Source organism: Hymenobacter frigidus, from assembly GCF_014640435.1.
In the GTDB taxonomy this organism is placed as follows: Bacteria; Bacteroidota; Bacteroidia; order Cytophagales; family Hymenobacteraceae; genus Hymenobacter; species Hymenobacter frigidus.
Genome location: NZ_BMGY01000006.1, coordinates 1 through 15,387, shown reverse-complemented (window position 1 = coordinate 15,387; position 15,387 = coordinate 1). Strand labels below are relative to the sequence as shown.

Here is a 15,387-nt window from a genome sequence, read left to right as displayed (position 1 = left end):
TTTCCTTGCTCGAAATACTACAGGTGAATCACCTCGCCGTACGCCGCGGCGGCCGCTTCCATAATGGCTTCCGACATGGTGGGGTGCGGATGCACCGACTTGATGATTTCGTGGCCAGTGGTTTCCAGCTTGCGGGCCACCACTACTTCGGCAATCAGTTCGGTCACGTTGGCGCCAATCATGTGGGCCCCGAGCCACTCGCCGTACTTCTTATCGAAGATGACCTTCACGAAACCGTCTTTTACGCCGGCGGCGCTGGCTTTGCCCGAAGCTGAGAACGGAAACTTGCCCACCAGCACGTCGTAGCCTTTTTCCTTGGCTTCGGCTTCGGTGTAGCCCACGCTGGCGATTTCGGGCGAGGCGTAGGTGCAGCCAGGGATGTTCTGGTAGTTGAGCGGCTCGGGGTGGTGGCCGGCGATTTTCTCGACGCAGATGATGCCTTCGGCCGAGGCCACATGGGCCAGCGCGGGGCCGGGCGTGATGTCGCCAATGGCATAGACGCCGGGCACGTTGGTCTGGTAGAAGTCATCGACCACCAAGCGGCCGCGCTCCACTTTGATGCCCAGCTCTTCAATGCCGATATTCTCGAGGTTGGTGGTTACGCCCACGGCGCTCAGCACCACGTCGCAGTCAATCACCTGCTCGCCCTTGGCGGTTTTGATGGTCACTTTGCAGCCTTCGCCGTTGGTGTCCACGTTGGTTACTTCGGCGCTGGTGAGAACATTAACGCCGATTTTACGGAACGACTTCTCCATCTGGCGCGAGATTTCCTCGTCCTCCACCGGCACAATGCGGGGCAGGAACTCCACCAGGGTCACTTCCGAGCCCATGGTGCGGTAGAAGTAGGCAAACTCGACGCCGATGGCACCGGAGCCCACCACCACGAGGCGCTTGGGCAACCGCTCCATGGTCATGGCCTTGCGGTAGCCGATGATTTTTACGTCGTCAATCGGCATCGTCGGCAGTTGGCGGGCGCGGGTGCCGGTGGCCAGGATGATGCTCTTGGCTTCCACCAGCTCGGTGGTGCCGTCGGCCCTGGTTACCTCGACTTTGCCGGGAGCCAGCACCTTACCGGTGCCCATCACGGTTTCAATTTTATTCTTTTTGAACAGGAATGTGATGCCCTTGCTCATGCCGTCGGCCACGCCGCGACTACGACCGATAACGGCCCCGAAGTCGTAGCCCACGTTTTCGGCTTTCAGACCGTAGTCGGCGGCGTGGTTCAGGTACTCGAACACCTGCGCCGATTTCAGCAGGGCTTTGGTGGGAATGCAGCCCCAGTTAAGGCAGATACCGCCCAACGATTCGCGCTCAATCACGCCCACTTTCAAACCCAACTGCGAGGCCCGAATGGCGGCCACATACCCGCCGGGGCCACTGCCGACCACGACCAAATCAAATTGCAATGCCATAAAATGCGCTGGAAGATAAAAATATACCGGGCCCGGCTGGGGGACCCTCCCATTTGAAGCAGTAAAGATAGCCGCGCCTCCGCGCCGCGCCGCTACCTGTAGGGCCGCGGGCTTAACTTGCGGGTAACAACTACTTGGCGCGGTCTGTGCCAGCAGCCAATCTTCTCACGTTACCGTATAAGCCCCGGTCAAGGCACAGCCAGCCCGAACCCTACTCATTTTTGAATTCCATGAAACCACATTTCCGCTTTCCTTTGGCAGCCTTCGGACTGCTGGCTTTTCTGACCAACTGCGCGACCACCGTTACCGAAAAGGAGAAGCCCAGCAACAGCAGCCAGCCCATGTCCATGCCAATGGCCACCGATGCCCGCCGCCCTGACTCTGCGGGTGCCGCCGCCTCAGCCAGCGACACGCGCATCATCGCCGAGGCCAACGTTAATGCCGCTACGCCCCCCACCGCTGGGGCCTCGGATGCGGCCTCGGCCGCCGCGCTGGCCGCCGACCGGCCCGACCCCAACGCCCTTTCGGCCACGGCCGCATCGGCGGAGCGGGAAAAGGAGAAGAAAATGACCGTGGCCGACTACCGCGTGATGCTCACGGAGGCCGAAACCAACCTCAAAACCAAACCCAGAGACGCAATGGCCCTGCTGCAGCGGGCCAAAGCCAAGAGCTACCTGAAGCAATACCCGGAAGCATTGGTCGACTATACGGCCGCCATTCGCTACCAGCGCAACAACCCCGACGCCTACTACAACCGCGGCGTAAACCGCTTGATGATGAAGCAGTATAAAGCCGCTTCAACAGATTTTTCCGGGGCCATCAAGTATCGTCCTAATGACAAGGAATCGTTCTTCGGCCGGGGCGTAGCCAAGATGCAGATGTACCAGTACAAGCCCGCCGTGGCCGATTTCACGAAAGCTATTCAGCTCGATTCGACCTACGCCGACGCCTGGGAATACCGCGGCATCAGTTTCTCGTCGTTTGATAAAATGTCGGAAGCCCGCCGTGACCTGCAGCGGGCCGCTAAGCTTAACCCCGAAGCGGCCAAGAGCCTGCGCCGCTACGTGGGCAACGCCGATGGGCTCGCCCCCGTCAAGCCTACTCCCGCGCCCCGTACCCCGCGCCCGATGCCAGCGAAAAAGTAAACCGGCTGCTCAGTTATCATTGAGAACGTCATGCCGAGCGTAGTCGAGGCATCTCGCGTGGGGCACTAATTCAATCGTTCGCCGATTTAGTTACTGGCCCCGAGCGAGATGCCTCGGCTGCGCTCGGCATGACGTTCTTTTTTCTTTCATTACCCGCCCTCCCCTATTTCCCGCCAAACAGCAGCTTGAAGTAGAAGCTGGGCTGCCGCAACCGCTCGCGCAAATCCAAATCCATGAACATCATGGACAAGGTTTCGGCCAGCGTAGCGTTTTTCACGGCGCGGTTGGCCACGATGTTGAACAGGCTGGGGAAGTTGAGCAGCCGCTGCATCACCCGGCTCAGGCGCAGCTCCTGGCCGAGGCGGTTGTACACAGCTTTGTCGTAGCTTTTGAGAAATGAGGGGCTGAAATCGTTGTTTTTCACAGCTTCGGCGGCCCAGATGGCCGCGTGGCGGCCGCTCACCATAGCGTGCGAAATGCCCTCGCCTGAGAATGGGTCGATGAGCGAGCCGGCATCGCCGAGCAGGAAATAGCCGGCCCCCGACAACGCCCGCCGCTTCGAGCCCAGCGGCAGGCCGAAGCCGCGCACTGGCCCCAGCCGCTGCGCCCCGGCAAAGCGCGGGGCCAGCGCCGGGTGCGTGGCCAGAATCTCATCGAGCCGCTGGCGCAGGTTGATTTTCTTGGCCGCCACGGTTTTTGAAAGCATGCCTACGCCCACATTGGCTTGGCCGTTGGGCAAGGGAAACACCCACAGGTAGCCCGGCAGAAAGTCTTTGATGAAGTGCAGCTCGATAAAATTATCGGGGCTGAGGCCGTCCACTTTATCGTAGTACGCGCGCAGGCCGGCGCAGTGGTGGTCGGGCTCCAGGGCGTGGCCGGCCACTTTGCGGGCAAAGTCGGATTGTGCACCATTGGCCACCAGCAGCAGGCGGCAGGTGGCGATTTCCTGGCCGGCTTTGTCGAATAATTGCCAGCCCTCGGGCGTGCGCTCGGTGCGGGCCACGTCCACGTTTTCGCGGAAGTCGATTTCGGGCCGCTGGCGCACTTCCTCCACCAAAAAATTATCAAAGTCGATGCGCTTGGCGACGTGGCCAGCGGTGTGGTCGGTGGCTTTGTCGAACTTCGGCTTAAAGGGAATGCCCAGTTTGCGACCGTTGGGTGCAAAAAAGTCGATACCCCAGCTGGGAACCTGGATGGGCGAGGCGGCCAGCTTGGTATGAAGCCCGGCATCTATTCGCTTCAACTCGTTGATAACCTTGCCGCTGAGGGCATCGCCACAGGTTTTATCGCGCGGGAAGGCGGCGCGGTCGAGGAGCAGGCAGCAGTGGCCGGCGTTGGCGAGGTGCAGGGCAGCGGTGGCCCCGCCGGGACCCGCGCCCAGAATGCAGATGTCGTGATGGAGCATAATCTGAGACGAAGTTAACCTGATGTAGCGCGCACTTTTAGTTCGCGGGCGGGAACGGCGCGGACGCGGGCTGAAAGTCCGCGCTACTTACCTTCGCCCCATGACCAACACACTGACCGGAAAAGTGGCCCTCATCACGGGTGCTTCCAAAGGAATTGGCCGCGCAATCGCGGTACATTTTGCCCAGCTCGGCGCCGACGTCGCCTTCACGTACCTGTCATCCGTTGAGAAGGGCCAGGCACTGGAAACCGAATTGGCCGCCCACGGCTCCAAGGTAAAAGGCTACCGCTCCGACGCTTCCGACTACGCCCAGGCCGAAAAGCTGATTGAAGACGTAATCACCGATTTTGGTAAACTCGATATTCTCGTCAACAACGCCGGCATTACGCAGGACGGCCTGCTCATGCGCATGAGCGAGCAGCAGTGGGACAACGTGCTGAACGTGAACCTCAAATCCGTCTTCAACCTCACCAAAGCGGCCACCAAGCCGATGATGCGCGCCAAGGCCGGCTCTATTATCAACATGACCAGCGTGGTCGGCATCAAGGGCAACGCCGGGCAAGCCAACTACGCTGCCAGCAAGGCCGGCATCATCGGCTTCACCAAATCGGTGGCCCTGGAGCTGGGCTCGCGCAACATCCGCTGCAACGCCGTGGCTCCGGGCTTCATCGAAACCGAAATGACCGACGCCCTCGACCCCAAGCAGGTGGATGAATGGCGCAAGGCCATCCCGCTCAAACGCGGCGGCCGGCCTGAGGACGTGGCCAAAGCCACGGCGTTTCTGGCGTCGGATGATTCGGCGTACATCACCGGGCAAGTGCTGCAAGTGGACGGCGGCATGCTGACTTAGGGAAGAGCGAACGAGAAATCAGTCCAGCAAAGCCATCGATGAAGCAACCCGTTGCGCAACTTGATTGGGTTAAACGGGTTGCTCCGCCGGAACAGCCTTACAAGTAAAAACCAATCCGTAAGCCTGCGCCCTGGTACTGTATTTTTCCATCATTGACGTTGCTGGATAGCTCCTGTCCTTTTTCGAAGTACAACTCTCCGACCAAGGTGCGGTCACCCGCCTTCCACCGCACGCCTATTCCGGCTTGTCCGCCCAGGCTGGGGATAATGCCCGCAGACTCATAATCTCCCAGGTCCAGTACCTCGGAACCTTGCGCGGGCAAAAATTGCCCCGGTACAAATATGTTGGCGGCAACTTCCTGCGTGGAAGTATTTCTTATGTTGGTGCCCAGCACAGGTCCTATGGTCGCAAAAAATTGGGTGCCGCCGGCAGGAATGGTAACGTATTGCGCGAGCAAAGGCACCTGCACCGACCACACGGCCAGCTTCTGGCGGAAGGTGATGCTTGCGCCCTGGTTCGCGTAGCTGCTCGGCACCGTTCGGGTGGCCAGCGCCTGCCCGCTGCGCGAGGTCAGGTATAAACCCGACACCACGCCCCAATGGCCTTTGCCCTGGCCCTGGCAGCTGATTCCGACCGTCCAGTTGAGCGCGGCCTCGTCGGCGGACTCGTATTCGCTGGGGGAATACTTAGCTGTTCCCAACGCAACGCCTCCACTCACCCCGAAGGTGCCGAAGCGACGACTGGCTGGCCGTGCCTGGCGGGCAGCCAAATGCAGCACTTTGGGCTGCTCATAGCCGGTCCCGCATGCTGTGTTGTAGGCTTGCACGACCTGCGCCAGGGCCTCAATCGCGAAGCGGGTGTCGCGGATGGGACTTTCTGCTGCCGGACAGGCGGTTAATTGTTCGCGCAGTACGCCGCGAAAAGTGGCCTCGCGCAAACGCATCATTGCTCTCCTTGGCACTTGCAGGTAGATAAAAGACGACTCGAATTCCGTGTATTCCAATGGGTTACGCTCAGCATTGAGATGGTAATCGAGCAAGTACAATCGAGCTTTTCCTGTTGCCACCACTTGCAGGAATACCGGAATTGAATCCAACGCCTGGACCCGGGCTACGGCCCCCCGGGCACGCAGTTCCTGATTTTCGAAGCTGAGAAACTGGCGCTCGAAACGCCGGCCGTCGGCAGTTCCAAACCCCCGGCTCTGTGCGGCCGTGAACCTGCGCGCCAGGGTATTGGCGCCGGTTTCCAGTAATACCCCGCGCTCCGTGATGAAGCGCGTGAGCAGTAGCTTGCCGCGGAGGGTGTCGCCGGCATCGGTTACAAGGTAGTCGGAGCCCACCCAATCTTGGCTTCGGGCTGGATTAATAGTGGCAAACAAGGTGAAAAACAGCAGCAGGTAGCGAAACAACATGGAAAGTGGGCTGGCAGATGAAATTAATTGAACCGTGAGCCAGGGCATCCGCTGGTGCTCAGGCCACAAAAGTATGGGCTTGGAGGGCTATTAAAAGCGAAGGCCAACCCTTACCCGGCCTGCTCGCAGGTGGCATTCTCGCTTGCTGCGGCTTGCGTGCTACTGTTTCGCTTACTGCCTCCGGCTGTGCGCAGGTCGAGTCGGCTTACAGCAAGCGCCGGGGTGTATAACCTGAATTGCGCTAACCCGTCCGTCTCAATCGGACACAAACAGCCGCTTAGCCGTTATCCGCAGTTGGTAATGACCGTAATTTCACCGGTCAGCATCTTCAACAGCCCCGAACTGGTTACCGTGCTCAACCGTTGAATCCCCATCGATTGCAACCTTAGCGGCCGGTGCCGACCTTTAGCGCTGATTCTATCCGATTTTCGTTTGCTGACCACTCAATATTCTTCCTGGTTTGTCCTGCTCTGCCTGCTGGTGGGAGCGGGCTACGCGGCCCTTCAGTACTCGGCCAAAGCGCCGTGGAGCAAGCGGTTGAACTACGCACTGGCGGCGCTGCGCTTCGCCGTGGTCAGCTTCCTGTGCTACCTATTGCTGGCCCCGTTCATCAAAACCACCACTACGCGCACCGAGCAGCCCACGCTGGTCCTGGCCGTCGATAACTCGCAGTCGGTGGCACTGTTCACGCCCAAAGCCGTGCTCGGCCAGGCCACCACCGGCCTCGCCCGCCTCGCCGAAACCTTACGCGGCAAGGGCTTCACCGTCGAAACCCGCACCCTAACGCCCGCGCCCACGCCTGCCGCGGCCCGGCCCGATTCGCTGCGCTTCGGCGCGACCACCACCGACCTCGACCAGCTGCTCAGCGGCACCCGCGAGGCCTACGATGGCCGTAACCTGGCCGGCGTGGTGCTCCTGAGCGACGGCCTCGTGAACCAGGGCCGCAGCCCCGCCTACTCCGATTTCAACTTCCCGATTTACAGTGTGGCCGTGGGCGACACCGTGCCCAAGCGCGACCTGCGCCTGACCGGCCTCACCTACAACCGCGTGGCCTTCAGCGGCAATAAATTCCCCATTGAAGCCGAGATAGGCTTTGAAGGCTACGCAGGCGGCGCGGCCACCGTGGAACTGCGTGAAGGCAGCCGCGTGCTCGACAGCCGCCGCGTGGTGCTGCCGGCCGGCCGTCGCCGGGTGCGCACCACCTTCCAAATCACGGCGCCCGCGCCCGGCAAACGCCGCTACGCCGTACGCATCACGCCCCAGGCCGGCGAGTTTACGGAGTTAAACAACGCCCGCACGGCGTTCGTCGAAATTGTGAAAGGCAAGCTGCGCGTGCTGCTGGCCGGCGCCGCCCCGCACCCCGACCTCAAGGCGCTGCGGGCCGCCATCCTGGCCAACGACAACTTCGACCTTACGCTGGCCCTGCCCGGTGTGACCCCGCTCAAGGCCAATGCTGATTTCGATGTGGCCATTCTGCACCAGCTCCCGGCGCAGGGCGGGCTGGGCAATGAGATTCTGGCCCAGGTGAAAGCCAGGCGCACGCCGGCATTTTACATCATTGGCGCGCAGTCCGATTTAGGGACTTATAACCAGCTCGGTACCGGCCTTACCATACAGCCGCGCGGGGCGCAGACCGATGAGGTGACGCCGCTGCCGAATCCCGGTTTCGCCCGGTTTGCTACTGATGAGGAATCGACCCGCCGCTTCGCGCAGTACCCGCCCGCATCGGTGCCGTTCGGCGATTTGCGCCTGGGCGCGGGGGCCGAGGCGGCGCTCTGGCAGCAGGTGGGCCGCGTGCCCACCCAAAAGCCGCTGCTCGTATTCGGTGGTTCGACGGACCGCCGTCAGGCTACGCTGCTCACCGATGGCAGCTGGCAGTGGCGCCTTCAGGAAGCCGTGGAGCACGACGACAAGCCCGAAGCCTACGACCGGCTCATCATCCGCACGCTTCAGCTCCTGACCCAAAATGCCAACAAAAAGCGCCTCGACGTGTACCCCACGCAGGACGCCTTCGGCACGCAGGACGACGTGACGCTGGGGGCCGAAACCTACAACGCCGTTTTCGAGCGCCTCTACAACCAGAAAATTGACCTCACCCTAACCGACGAGAAAAAGCAAAGCCGTCGCTTCAACTTCGCCAACGCCGAGGACGGCTCCCCGCTGCACCTGGGCCCGCTGCCGGCGGGCCTCTACCGCTACCAAGCCCGCGCCACGCTGGGCGGCCAGCCGCAGCAAGACGCCGGGCAGCTGCTGGTGCAGTCGCAGCCCCTGGAGGCGTTAGAATCAAAAGCCGACCACAATTTACTGGCGCAATTGTCGCGTCGCAGCGGCTCGCGGCTCTATTACCCGGCGCAGTTGGACCAGCTGGCGCAGGACATTATTAAGTCTAATTACAAGCCGGTTATCTCTTCGGAAGAAGACTTGAAGGACTTAATAAATCTGAAATGGATTTTCTTCGTGATTCTGGCCTTTTTGACGGTGGAGTGGGCCGTGCGAAAGTATTCGGGCAGCGTGTAGCAACGGCCTGCTTTGCGCCGCTACAACTGAACACCGGCGCAAAAAATCAGCCCTTGGTAAAGTAGAACCGCCCCCCGTTCGTCCTCCCTCCTACTTTACCGAATCAATATGAGCATACGAGCCATCCTCACCGGGGCCACCGGCATGGTGGGCGCGGGCGTCCTTCACGAATGCCTGCAAAACCCAGCGGTCGAGCACATTTTGGTACTCAGCCGCAGAGCCAGCGGCGTTAAGCACCCGAAAGTCACGGAGCTGCTGCACGCCGATTTGCATAATCTCAGCCCCATCGAAAGCCAGCTGACGGGCTACAACGCCTGCTTTTTCTGCGCGGGCATTTCGTCGGTGGGTGTTTCCAAGGACGAGTACGAGCGCATCACCCACGACCTGACACTGGCCTTTGCCCAAACCCTGCTGCGCCTAAACCCCAACCTGACGTTCACCTACGTGACCGGGGCCGGCACCGATAGCTCCGAAAAAGGCCGTAGCCACTGGGCCCGCGTGAAGGGCCGCACCGAAAACGAGCTGTTGGCGCTGCCCTTCCAACACGCTTACATGTTCCGGCCAGGCTACATGCACCCAACGCCCGGCCAGGCCAACGTGCCCGAGGCGTACCGCTATTTCGGCTGGCTCTACCCCATTGCCCGCCGGCTCACGCCCGGTTTCGTGAGCACCATGCAGGAATTGGCCCTGGCCATGATAAAATCGGTGAGCAACGGATACCCCAAGCGCGTGCTTGAAGTGCGCGACATCGTGGCCCTGGCCCACGGCAACGCCGCGCCGCGTTCCTGAAGCATGCGCCAACTATTAAATCCCTTTCTCATGACTACTGGCGGTATTCTCGGCACCCTGCTCCTCGCGGCGGCTTTCTGCGGCATCAGCCCGCAGCTGGGCGGCACGCCTACCAAGGCGGATAAGCAGGTTTATGCCAAATCGGGCCATTACCAGGACGGTGAATTCGTGAACCTATTGCCCACCAAGGTACTCACGGGCAGCAGCACGGCCGCCGTAATGTGGCAGTTCCTGTTTCACAAAGACCCCACCGCTACGCCGCCCGGTCCGCTGCCCACGCAGCCGCTCGATTCACTCGCCATCACCCAAAAAACACCGGAACTGGTGCGCGTGACGTGGTTCGGCCACTCGGCCAGCCTGGTGGAGCTGGCCGGCCAGAACATCCTGCTCGACCCCATGCTCAGCATTGAGATGGGGCCGGTGAGCTGGGCCACGCCCAACCGCTACAACCGCAGCCTGGCCATCACGCCCGAAAAGCTGCCGCCCATCGCCGCCGTACTCATTTCGCACGACCATTACGACCACCTCGACTACGAGACCATCCGCAAAATCAAGGACAAAGTGGGGCATTTTTACGTGCCGCTGGGCATCGGGCCGCACCTGCGCCGCTGGGGCGTGGCCCCGGAACGCATCGTCGAAATGAACTGGGGCGACAGCGCCCGGCTGCCCGGCCTCACGGTGCGCTGCACACCCAGCCGCCACTTTTCGGGCCGCGGCGTTGCCAACCGCAACTCCACGCTGTGGAGCTCCTGGGTGATGGAATCGGCCACGAAACGCATTTTCTACACCGGCGATGGCGGCTATGGCCCGCATTTCGCCGCCATCGGGGCCGCCTACGGGCCGTTTGATTTGGCGCTGGTCGAGTGTGGGCAATACAACGAGGGCTGGGCCGAAATCCACATGCGCCCCGAACAGAGCGTGCAAGCCGCCCGCGACGTGCGCGCCGCCGTGATGTTGCCCGTGCACTGGGGCGCTTTCACCGAAGCCCTCCACCCCTGGAATGAGCCCGTGAAGCGCGCCACCGCCGAAGCCGCCCGGCTGGGGCAGGTGATAACGACACCGCGTTTGGGCGAGCCCGTAACGTTGGGCACCGCGCTGCCGAATTCACGGTGGTGGGAGTAAAACTGTAGCGTGGACTCTGCGAGTCCGCGCATTGCTCAGCCTGTTCTACCAACGCGCGGACTCGCAGAGTCCACGCTACACCCACCCATGCGCTACATCCTCCTCAACAAGCCTTACGAAGTCCTCACCCAGTTCACCGACGAGCACGGCCGCGCCACGCTCAAGGACTATGTGCCCGTGCCCGACGTGTACCCAGTCGGCCGACTCGATTTCGACAGCGAGGGCCTGCTCCTGCTCACCGACGATAAGCAGCTCCAGCACCGCCTCAGCAACCCCAAATTCAAAGTCTCGAAAACCTACTGGTCGCAGGTCGAAGGCCAGGTCGCTGAAACCGCGCTGCGGCAGCTCCGCCAGGGCGTGCAAATAAAGGAGGGCCTCACCGCCCCCGGCGAAGCACTCGAATTACCGGAGCCCGCCCACCTTTGGCCACGCAACCCGCCCATCCGTTACCGCGCCAGCATCCCCACCAGTTGGCTGGAAATCAAGATTTCGCAGGGCATGAACCGCCAGGTGCGCAAGATGTGCGCGGCTGTGGGCCTGCCCTGCCTGCGCCTGGTGCGGGCGGCAATCGGTGGCTTGACCTTAGGCGAGTTGCAGCCCGGCCAATGGCGCGACCTTACGGCAACCGAAATAGCTGAGCTACGGAAAATAAGTAGCGCAGCACGGCGTTAACCTCACGCCCCATGAAGCGACGCCTGACCATCTTCCTTCTAATCAATGGCTTCGTGGCGATGAACGCCGTGGCCTTCTTCCACGCCTGGCGCTTTACGCATTTCTCCAACGAGCCCGGCCTGCACTCCCCCAACCCCGAGCAGCCCAAACCCAGCCAGAAGCTCTGGCTGCTGCTTACCGGCATCCGTAACCCCAAGCCCCAGAACGGCCCCAAACCCAGCTTCCCGGTCGAAACCGTCAGCATCGCCAGCCCCAACGGCGCGCTCGAAGCCTGGTACGCCCGCCCCGATAGCGCCCGCGCCCGCGGCACCGTAGCCCTGTTTCACGGCTACACCAGCAGCAAGTCGCACCTCACCCACGAGGCCGGCTACTTCCGCCGCTTGGGCTACAACGTGCTGCTCGTGGACCAAACCGGCAACGGCAACTCGACCGGCTTCCAGACCACCGTGGGCTACCGCGAGGCCGACGATGTGGCCGCCGCCATGCGCTGGCTACAGGATTCGACCAATGTTTCGCTTGGCTCCCCCTCTTCACGGGAGAGGAGGCTGGGAGGTAAGGTTCGCGAGGGTGAGGTTATCCTCTACGGCGTGAGCATGGGGGCCGTGGCCATCCTGCGCGCCGAGGCCGAATTAGGCGTGCGTCCCAGCGCCAACATCCTGGAGTGCCCTTACGGCAACATGCGCCAAACGGCCTACAACCGCTTCGAATCCATGCACGTCCCCGGTTTCCCGATGGCCGATTTGCTGGTGTTTTGGGGCGGCGTGCAAAACGGTTTCTGGGCCTATGGCCTCAACGCCGAGCATTACGCCACCCAAATCCACACGCCTACCCTCCTGCTCTGGGGCACTGCCGACCCGCGCGTGACCCGCGCCGAAACCGATGCTATCTTCACCCACCTCGCCGGTCCTAAAGCCCGGCACGACTTCCCCGGCGTGGGCCACGAGCCGTACTGGAAACGCTATCCAGCGGATTGGGAGCGGCAGGTGCGGGGGTTTCTGAGACCAATAAGCTTACAGTTTATTAGCCCCGGTCGCAGGTAGCGAGGCCATAAATATTGGCCGGCATATGCGCAGCAGAATTTTGAGTGAGTCACGAGGAGGATGTTTACAAAGATTTCAGTGCAAATCTTCTCTCTGCTTTTAACAAGTAGATGGCAAACGCTAAAATGGCTAGCCCAATAATTAAAAAGAGTGGAGGCAAACTTTTCTCTCTGAGGTCATCTATGATTGCTTCCTCGGGTGAATCACTGATAAACATCACTCCTACCTTTTGATTAAGATGGTATCTATTATCAATTGTCCGACTATCGTTGTGGATTTCATAGTCTTTGCCGTTATAATCAAACTTCACTTTAAAGACTAAAGCATCAGTGTCAGTACTGATTTCGTGCTCAATATCATACACAGTACCTGTTCTGGAAATCCCAGTTTGGCGAATATGGTATCTACTGTAAATGCTGGATACTGATGTTCCTATTGCTACTGTTGCAATGAGGAACAGGAAATAAACCGCTGCGAGTTTACCGAAATGGTCGCCCGGTGTTTGGTTATTCTGAGTCATTTTACTGCGGGTTTATTTTTGGCTTGCTCCTAATGGACACGCCAAGTCGGCTGGAATGTTAAGGTAGAAACCGTAAGAATTTGCGCACTCAAATTGCAGTATCACATTGGCTTCAAAGAGGCGAAAAAGCCATTCACGCCGGATATTTTGCTGGCAAGACAGGGAATGTCTGCACCCCTGTCAGGAAAAACCCCGCTGCCCAAAACAAACCCGGCCACCGCGTCGCACAACCCTGACCCTTGCCGCTAATCGGTGACAATCTGTCACCAAAAGCACGCTGGTACGTTGCTTGTAAACGTCGGGGAGCGGCCTAAAAACCACTTTTAACCTGACAATTCCACTCCAAATAACCAACACACACCCAACATGGGCAAAATAATCGGCATTGACCTCGGCACCACCAATTCGTGCGTGTCCGTGATGGAAGGCAACGAACCCGTTGTGATTCCCAACAGCGAAGGCCGCCGCACCACCCCCAGCATCGTCGCCTTCCTCGACGGGGGCAAGGGCGAGCGCAAAGTGGGCGACCCGGCCAAGCGCCAGGCCGTGACCAACCCCAAGAATACCATTGCCAGCATCAAGCGCTTCATGGGCCGTCAGTTTTCGGAAGTTCAGTCCGAAAGCCGCTACGTGGCCTATGACTTGACGCCCGGCGCCAACAATACGGTAGCCGTGAAAATTGGTGACCGCAACTACACCCCGCAGGAAATCTCGGCCATGGTGCTTCAAAAAATGAAGCAAACCGCAGAGGATTACCTCGGCCAGCCTGTGACCGAAGCCGTTATCACGGTGCCCGCGTACTTCAACGATGCCCAGCGCCAGGCCACCAAAGAAGCCGGTGCCATCGCCGGCCTCGACGTGAAGCGCATCATCAACGAGCCCACCGCTGCCGCTTTGGCTTACGGCCTCGACAAGAAGCACAAGGACCAGAAAATCGCCGTGTACGACCTCGGTGGTGGCACGTTTGATATCTCCATTCTGGAGTTGGGCGACGGTGTGTTTGAAGTACTGAGCACCAACGGTGACACCCACCTCGGCGGCGACGACTTCGACCAGGTCATCATCAACTTCCTGGCTGACCAGTTCAAGTCGGACAACGAAGGCCTCGACCTGCGCAACGACCCCATGGCCCTTCAGCGCCTCAAGGAAGCCGCTGAGAAAGCCAAGGTAGAGCTCTCCAGCTCGACCGAAACCGAAATCAACCTGCCCTACATCACCGCCACGGCCTCGGGCCCGAAGCACTTGGTGGTGAAGCTGAGCCGCGCCAAATTTGAGCAGCTTGCCGACGACCTCGTGCGCCGCTCGATGGAGCCCGTGAAAAAGGCCCTGAAAGATGCCAACCTGTCGACTTCCGACATTGATGAGGTTATCCTCGTGGGTGGCTCGACCCGCATTCCCCGCATCCAAGAGGAAGTGGAGAAGTTCTTTGGCAAAAAGCCTTCGAAAGGCGTGAACCCCGACGAAGTGGTAGCCATCGGCGCGGCCATCCAGGGCGGCGTTCTCACCGGTGAGGTGAAGGACGTGCTGTTGCTCGACGTGACCCCGCTTTCGCTGGGCATTGAGACCATGGGCGGCGTGATGACCAAGCTCATCGAGTCGAACACGACCATCCCGACCAAGAAATCGGAGACGTTCTCGACGGCTTCGGACAACCAGCCTTCGGTAGAAATCCACGTGCTGCAAGGCGAGCGGCCGCTGGCCAGCCAGAACCGCACCATCGGCAAGTTCCACCTCGACAGCATCCCGCCTGCCCCCCGCGGCGTGCCGCAAGTTGAGGTCATCTTCGACATCGACGCCAACGGCATCCTGAACGTAACCGCCAAGGACAAAGGCACCGGCAAAGAGCAAAAAATCCGCATCGAAGCCAGCAGCGGCCTGACTGACGACGACATCAAGCGCATGCGCGACGAAGCCGCCGCCAACGCGGAGTCGGACAAAGCCGAGACCGAGCGCATCAGCAAGGTGAACGCCGCCGACTCAATGATTTTCCAAACCGAGAAGCAGCTGAAAGAGTACGGCGATAAGCTGAGCGGTGGCAATAAAACCGCCGTTGAAGGCGCGCTGGCTGACCTCAAATCGGCGCACGAAAGCAAAGACCTGGCCCGCATCGACACGGCCATGGAGGCCATCAACGCCGCCTGGCAGGCTGCCTCGCAGGAGATGTACGCCGCCGGTGGAGCCGAAGGCGGCCAGCCCGAGGGCGGCGGTTTCCCCGGTGCCGACGGCCAGCCGCAGGGCGGCAACGGCCAGCCCGCCGGTGACCAAGTGACCGACGTGGACTACGAAGAAGTGGACGGCAAAGACGCTAAGTAAGCGGCCATTTGCAGCCAATAAAAAGGCCGGAAGCACAGTGCTTTCGGCCTTTTTTGTGCTCGATTAGGTGCTGAAGCTGTTCAGTGATTTGTCAGTCGGTCATGCCGAGCATGTGGCACATTAAGCCCAGACTAAACACATTTAGCATTGGGCGTAAATTTGGGCCTTTGCCCGCATGTCGCTGCTCACTC

Annotated in this window: 12 protein-coding genes; 8 read left to right on the top strand and 4 right to left on the bottom strand. The window is 60.4% G+C overall.

The genetic code is table 11. From position 1 onward, the window contains the following. Positions 1–17: 17 nt before the first annotated feature. Positions 18–1,412: a dihydrolipoyl dehydrogenase gene (gene lpdA / locus IEW17_RS04455; protein ID WP_188560827.1), complete on the bottom strand. Its 1,395-nt coding sequence runs from the start codon at positions 1,410–1,412 to the stop codon at positions 18–20. Positions 1,413–1,642: 230 nt separating this feature from the next. Between lpdA and IEW17_RS04450 the strand changes: the two genes are divergently transcribed. Beyond that, positions 1,643–2,557, top strand: a complete 915-nt coding sequence (locus tag IEW17_RS04450) for a tetratricopeptide repeat protein (protein WP_188560826.1) — start codon at positions 1,643–1,645, stop codon at positions 2,555–2,557. Positions 2,558–2,720: 163 nt separating this feature from the next. On the opposite strand, the gene IEW17_RS04445 is transcribed toward IEW17_RS04450, so the two are convergent. After that, positions 2,721–3,962 carry an NAD(P)/FAD-dependent oxidoreductase gene (locus IEW17_RS04445; RefSeq protein WP_188560825.1) on the bottom strand — a complete coding sequence of 414 codons (1,242 nt, stop codon included), beginning with the start codon at positions 3,960–3,962 and terminating at the stop codon, positions 2,721–2,723. A gap of 100 nt (positions 3,963–4,062) precedes the next feature. Here IEW17_RS04445 and fabG point away from each other — a divergent pair, with 100 nt between their 5' ends. Further along, a complete protein-coding gene (gene fabG / locus IEW17_RS04440) occupies positions 4,063–4,812 on the top strand; it encodes a 3-oxoacyl-[acyl-carrier-protein] reductase (protein WP_188560824.1) in 750 nt (249 codons plus the stop codon). 97 nt (positions 4,813–4,909) lie between these two features. On the opposite strand, the gene IEW17_RS04435 is transcribed toward fabG, so the two are convergent. Further along, the gene (locus tag IEW17_RS04435; RefSeq protein WP_188560823.1) at positions 4,910–6,223 is read right to left on the bottom strand and encodes an outer membrane beta-barrel protein; all 1,314 of its coding nucleotides are present in this window, start codon (positions 6,221–6,223) and stop codon (positions 4,910–4,912) included. A 432-nt stretch (positions 6,224–6,655) separates the two neighbouring features. Between IEW17_RS04435 and IEW17_RS04430 the strand changes: the two genes are divergently transcribed. The 5 genes from IEW17_RS04430 to IEW17_RS04410 all read left to right on the top strand — a co-directional run bounded on the left by IEW17_RS04430 (position 6,656) and on the right by IEW17_RS04410 (position 12,363). After that, positions 6,656–8,740 (top strand): VWA domain-containing protein, encoded by a 2,085-nt coding sequence (locus IEW17_RS04430; RefSeq protein WP_229748808.1) that lies wholly within the window; start codon positions 6,656–6,658, stop codon positions 8,738–8,740. Between the two features lie 108 nt (positions 8,741–8,848). Continuing rightward, on the top strand, positions 8,849–9,529 hold the full coding sequence (locus IEW17_RS04425; protein ID WP_188560822.1) for an NAD-dependent epimerase/dehydratase family protein: 681 nt from the start codon (positions 8,849–8,851) through the stop codon (positions 9,527–9,529). A 30-nt stretch (positions 9,530–9,559) separates the two neighbouring features. Further along, on the top strand, positions 9,560–10,651 hold the full coding sequence (locus tag IEW17_RS04420; protein ID WP_188560821.1) for an MBL fold metallo-hydrolase: 1,092 nt from the start codon (positions 9,560–9,562) through the stop codon (positions 10,649–10,651). 87 nt (positions 10,652–10,738) lie between these two features. Beyond that, positions 10,739–11,323, top strand: a complete 585-nt coding sequence (locus IEW17_RS04415) for a pseudouridine synthase (protein WP_188560820.1) — start codon at positions 10,739–10,741, stop codon at positions 11,321–11,323. A gap of 11 nt (positions 11,324–11,334) precedes the next feature. Next, positions 11,335–12,363, top strand: coding sequence for an alpha/beta hydrolase (locus tag IEW17_RS04410; RefSeq protein WP_188560819.1), 1,029 nt, complete (start codon positions 11,335–11,337; stop codon positions 12,361–12,363). A gap of 64 nt (positions 12,364–12,427) precedes the next feature. Here IEW17_RS04410 and IEW17_RS04405 read toward each other — a convergent pair whose 3' ends face one another. After that, a complete protein-coding gene (locus tag IEW17_RS04405; RefSeq protein ID WP_188560818.1) occupies positions 12,428–12,883 on the bottom strand; it encodes a DUF3592 domain-containing protein in 456 nt (151 codons plus the stop codon). Positions 12,884–13,249: 366 nt separating this feature from the next. On the opposite strand from IEW17_RS04405, the gene dnaK reads away from it, so the two are divergent. Next, positions 13,250–15,196, top strand: coding sequence for a molecular chaperone DnaK (gene dnaK / locus IEW17_RS04400; RefSeq protein WP_188560817.1), 1,947 nt, complete (start codon positions 13,250–13,252; stop codon positions 15,194–15,196). Positions 15,197–15,387: the final 191 nt, after the last annotated feature.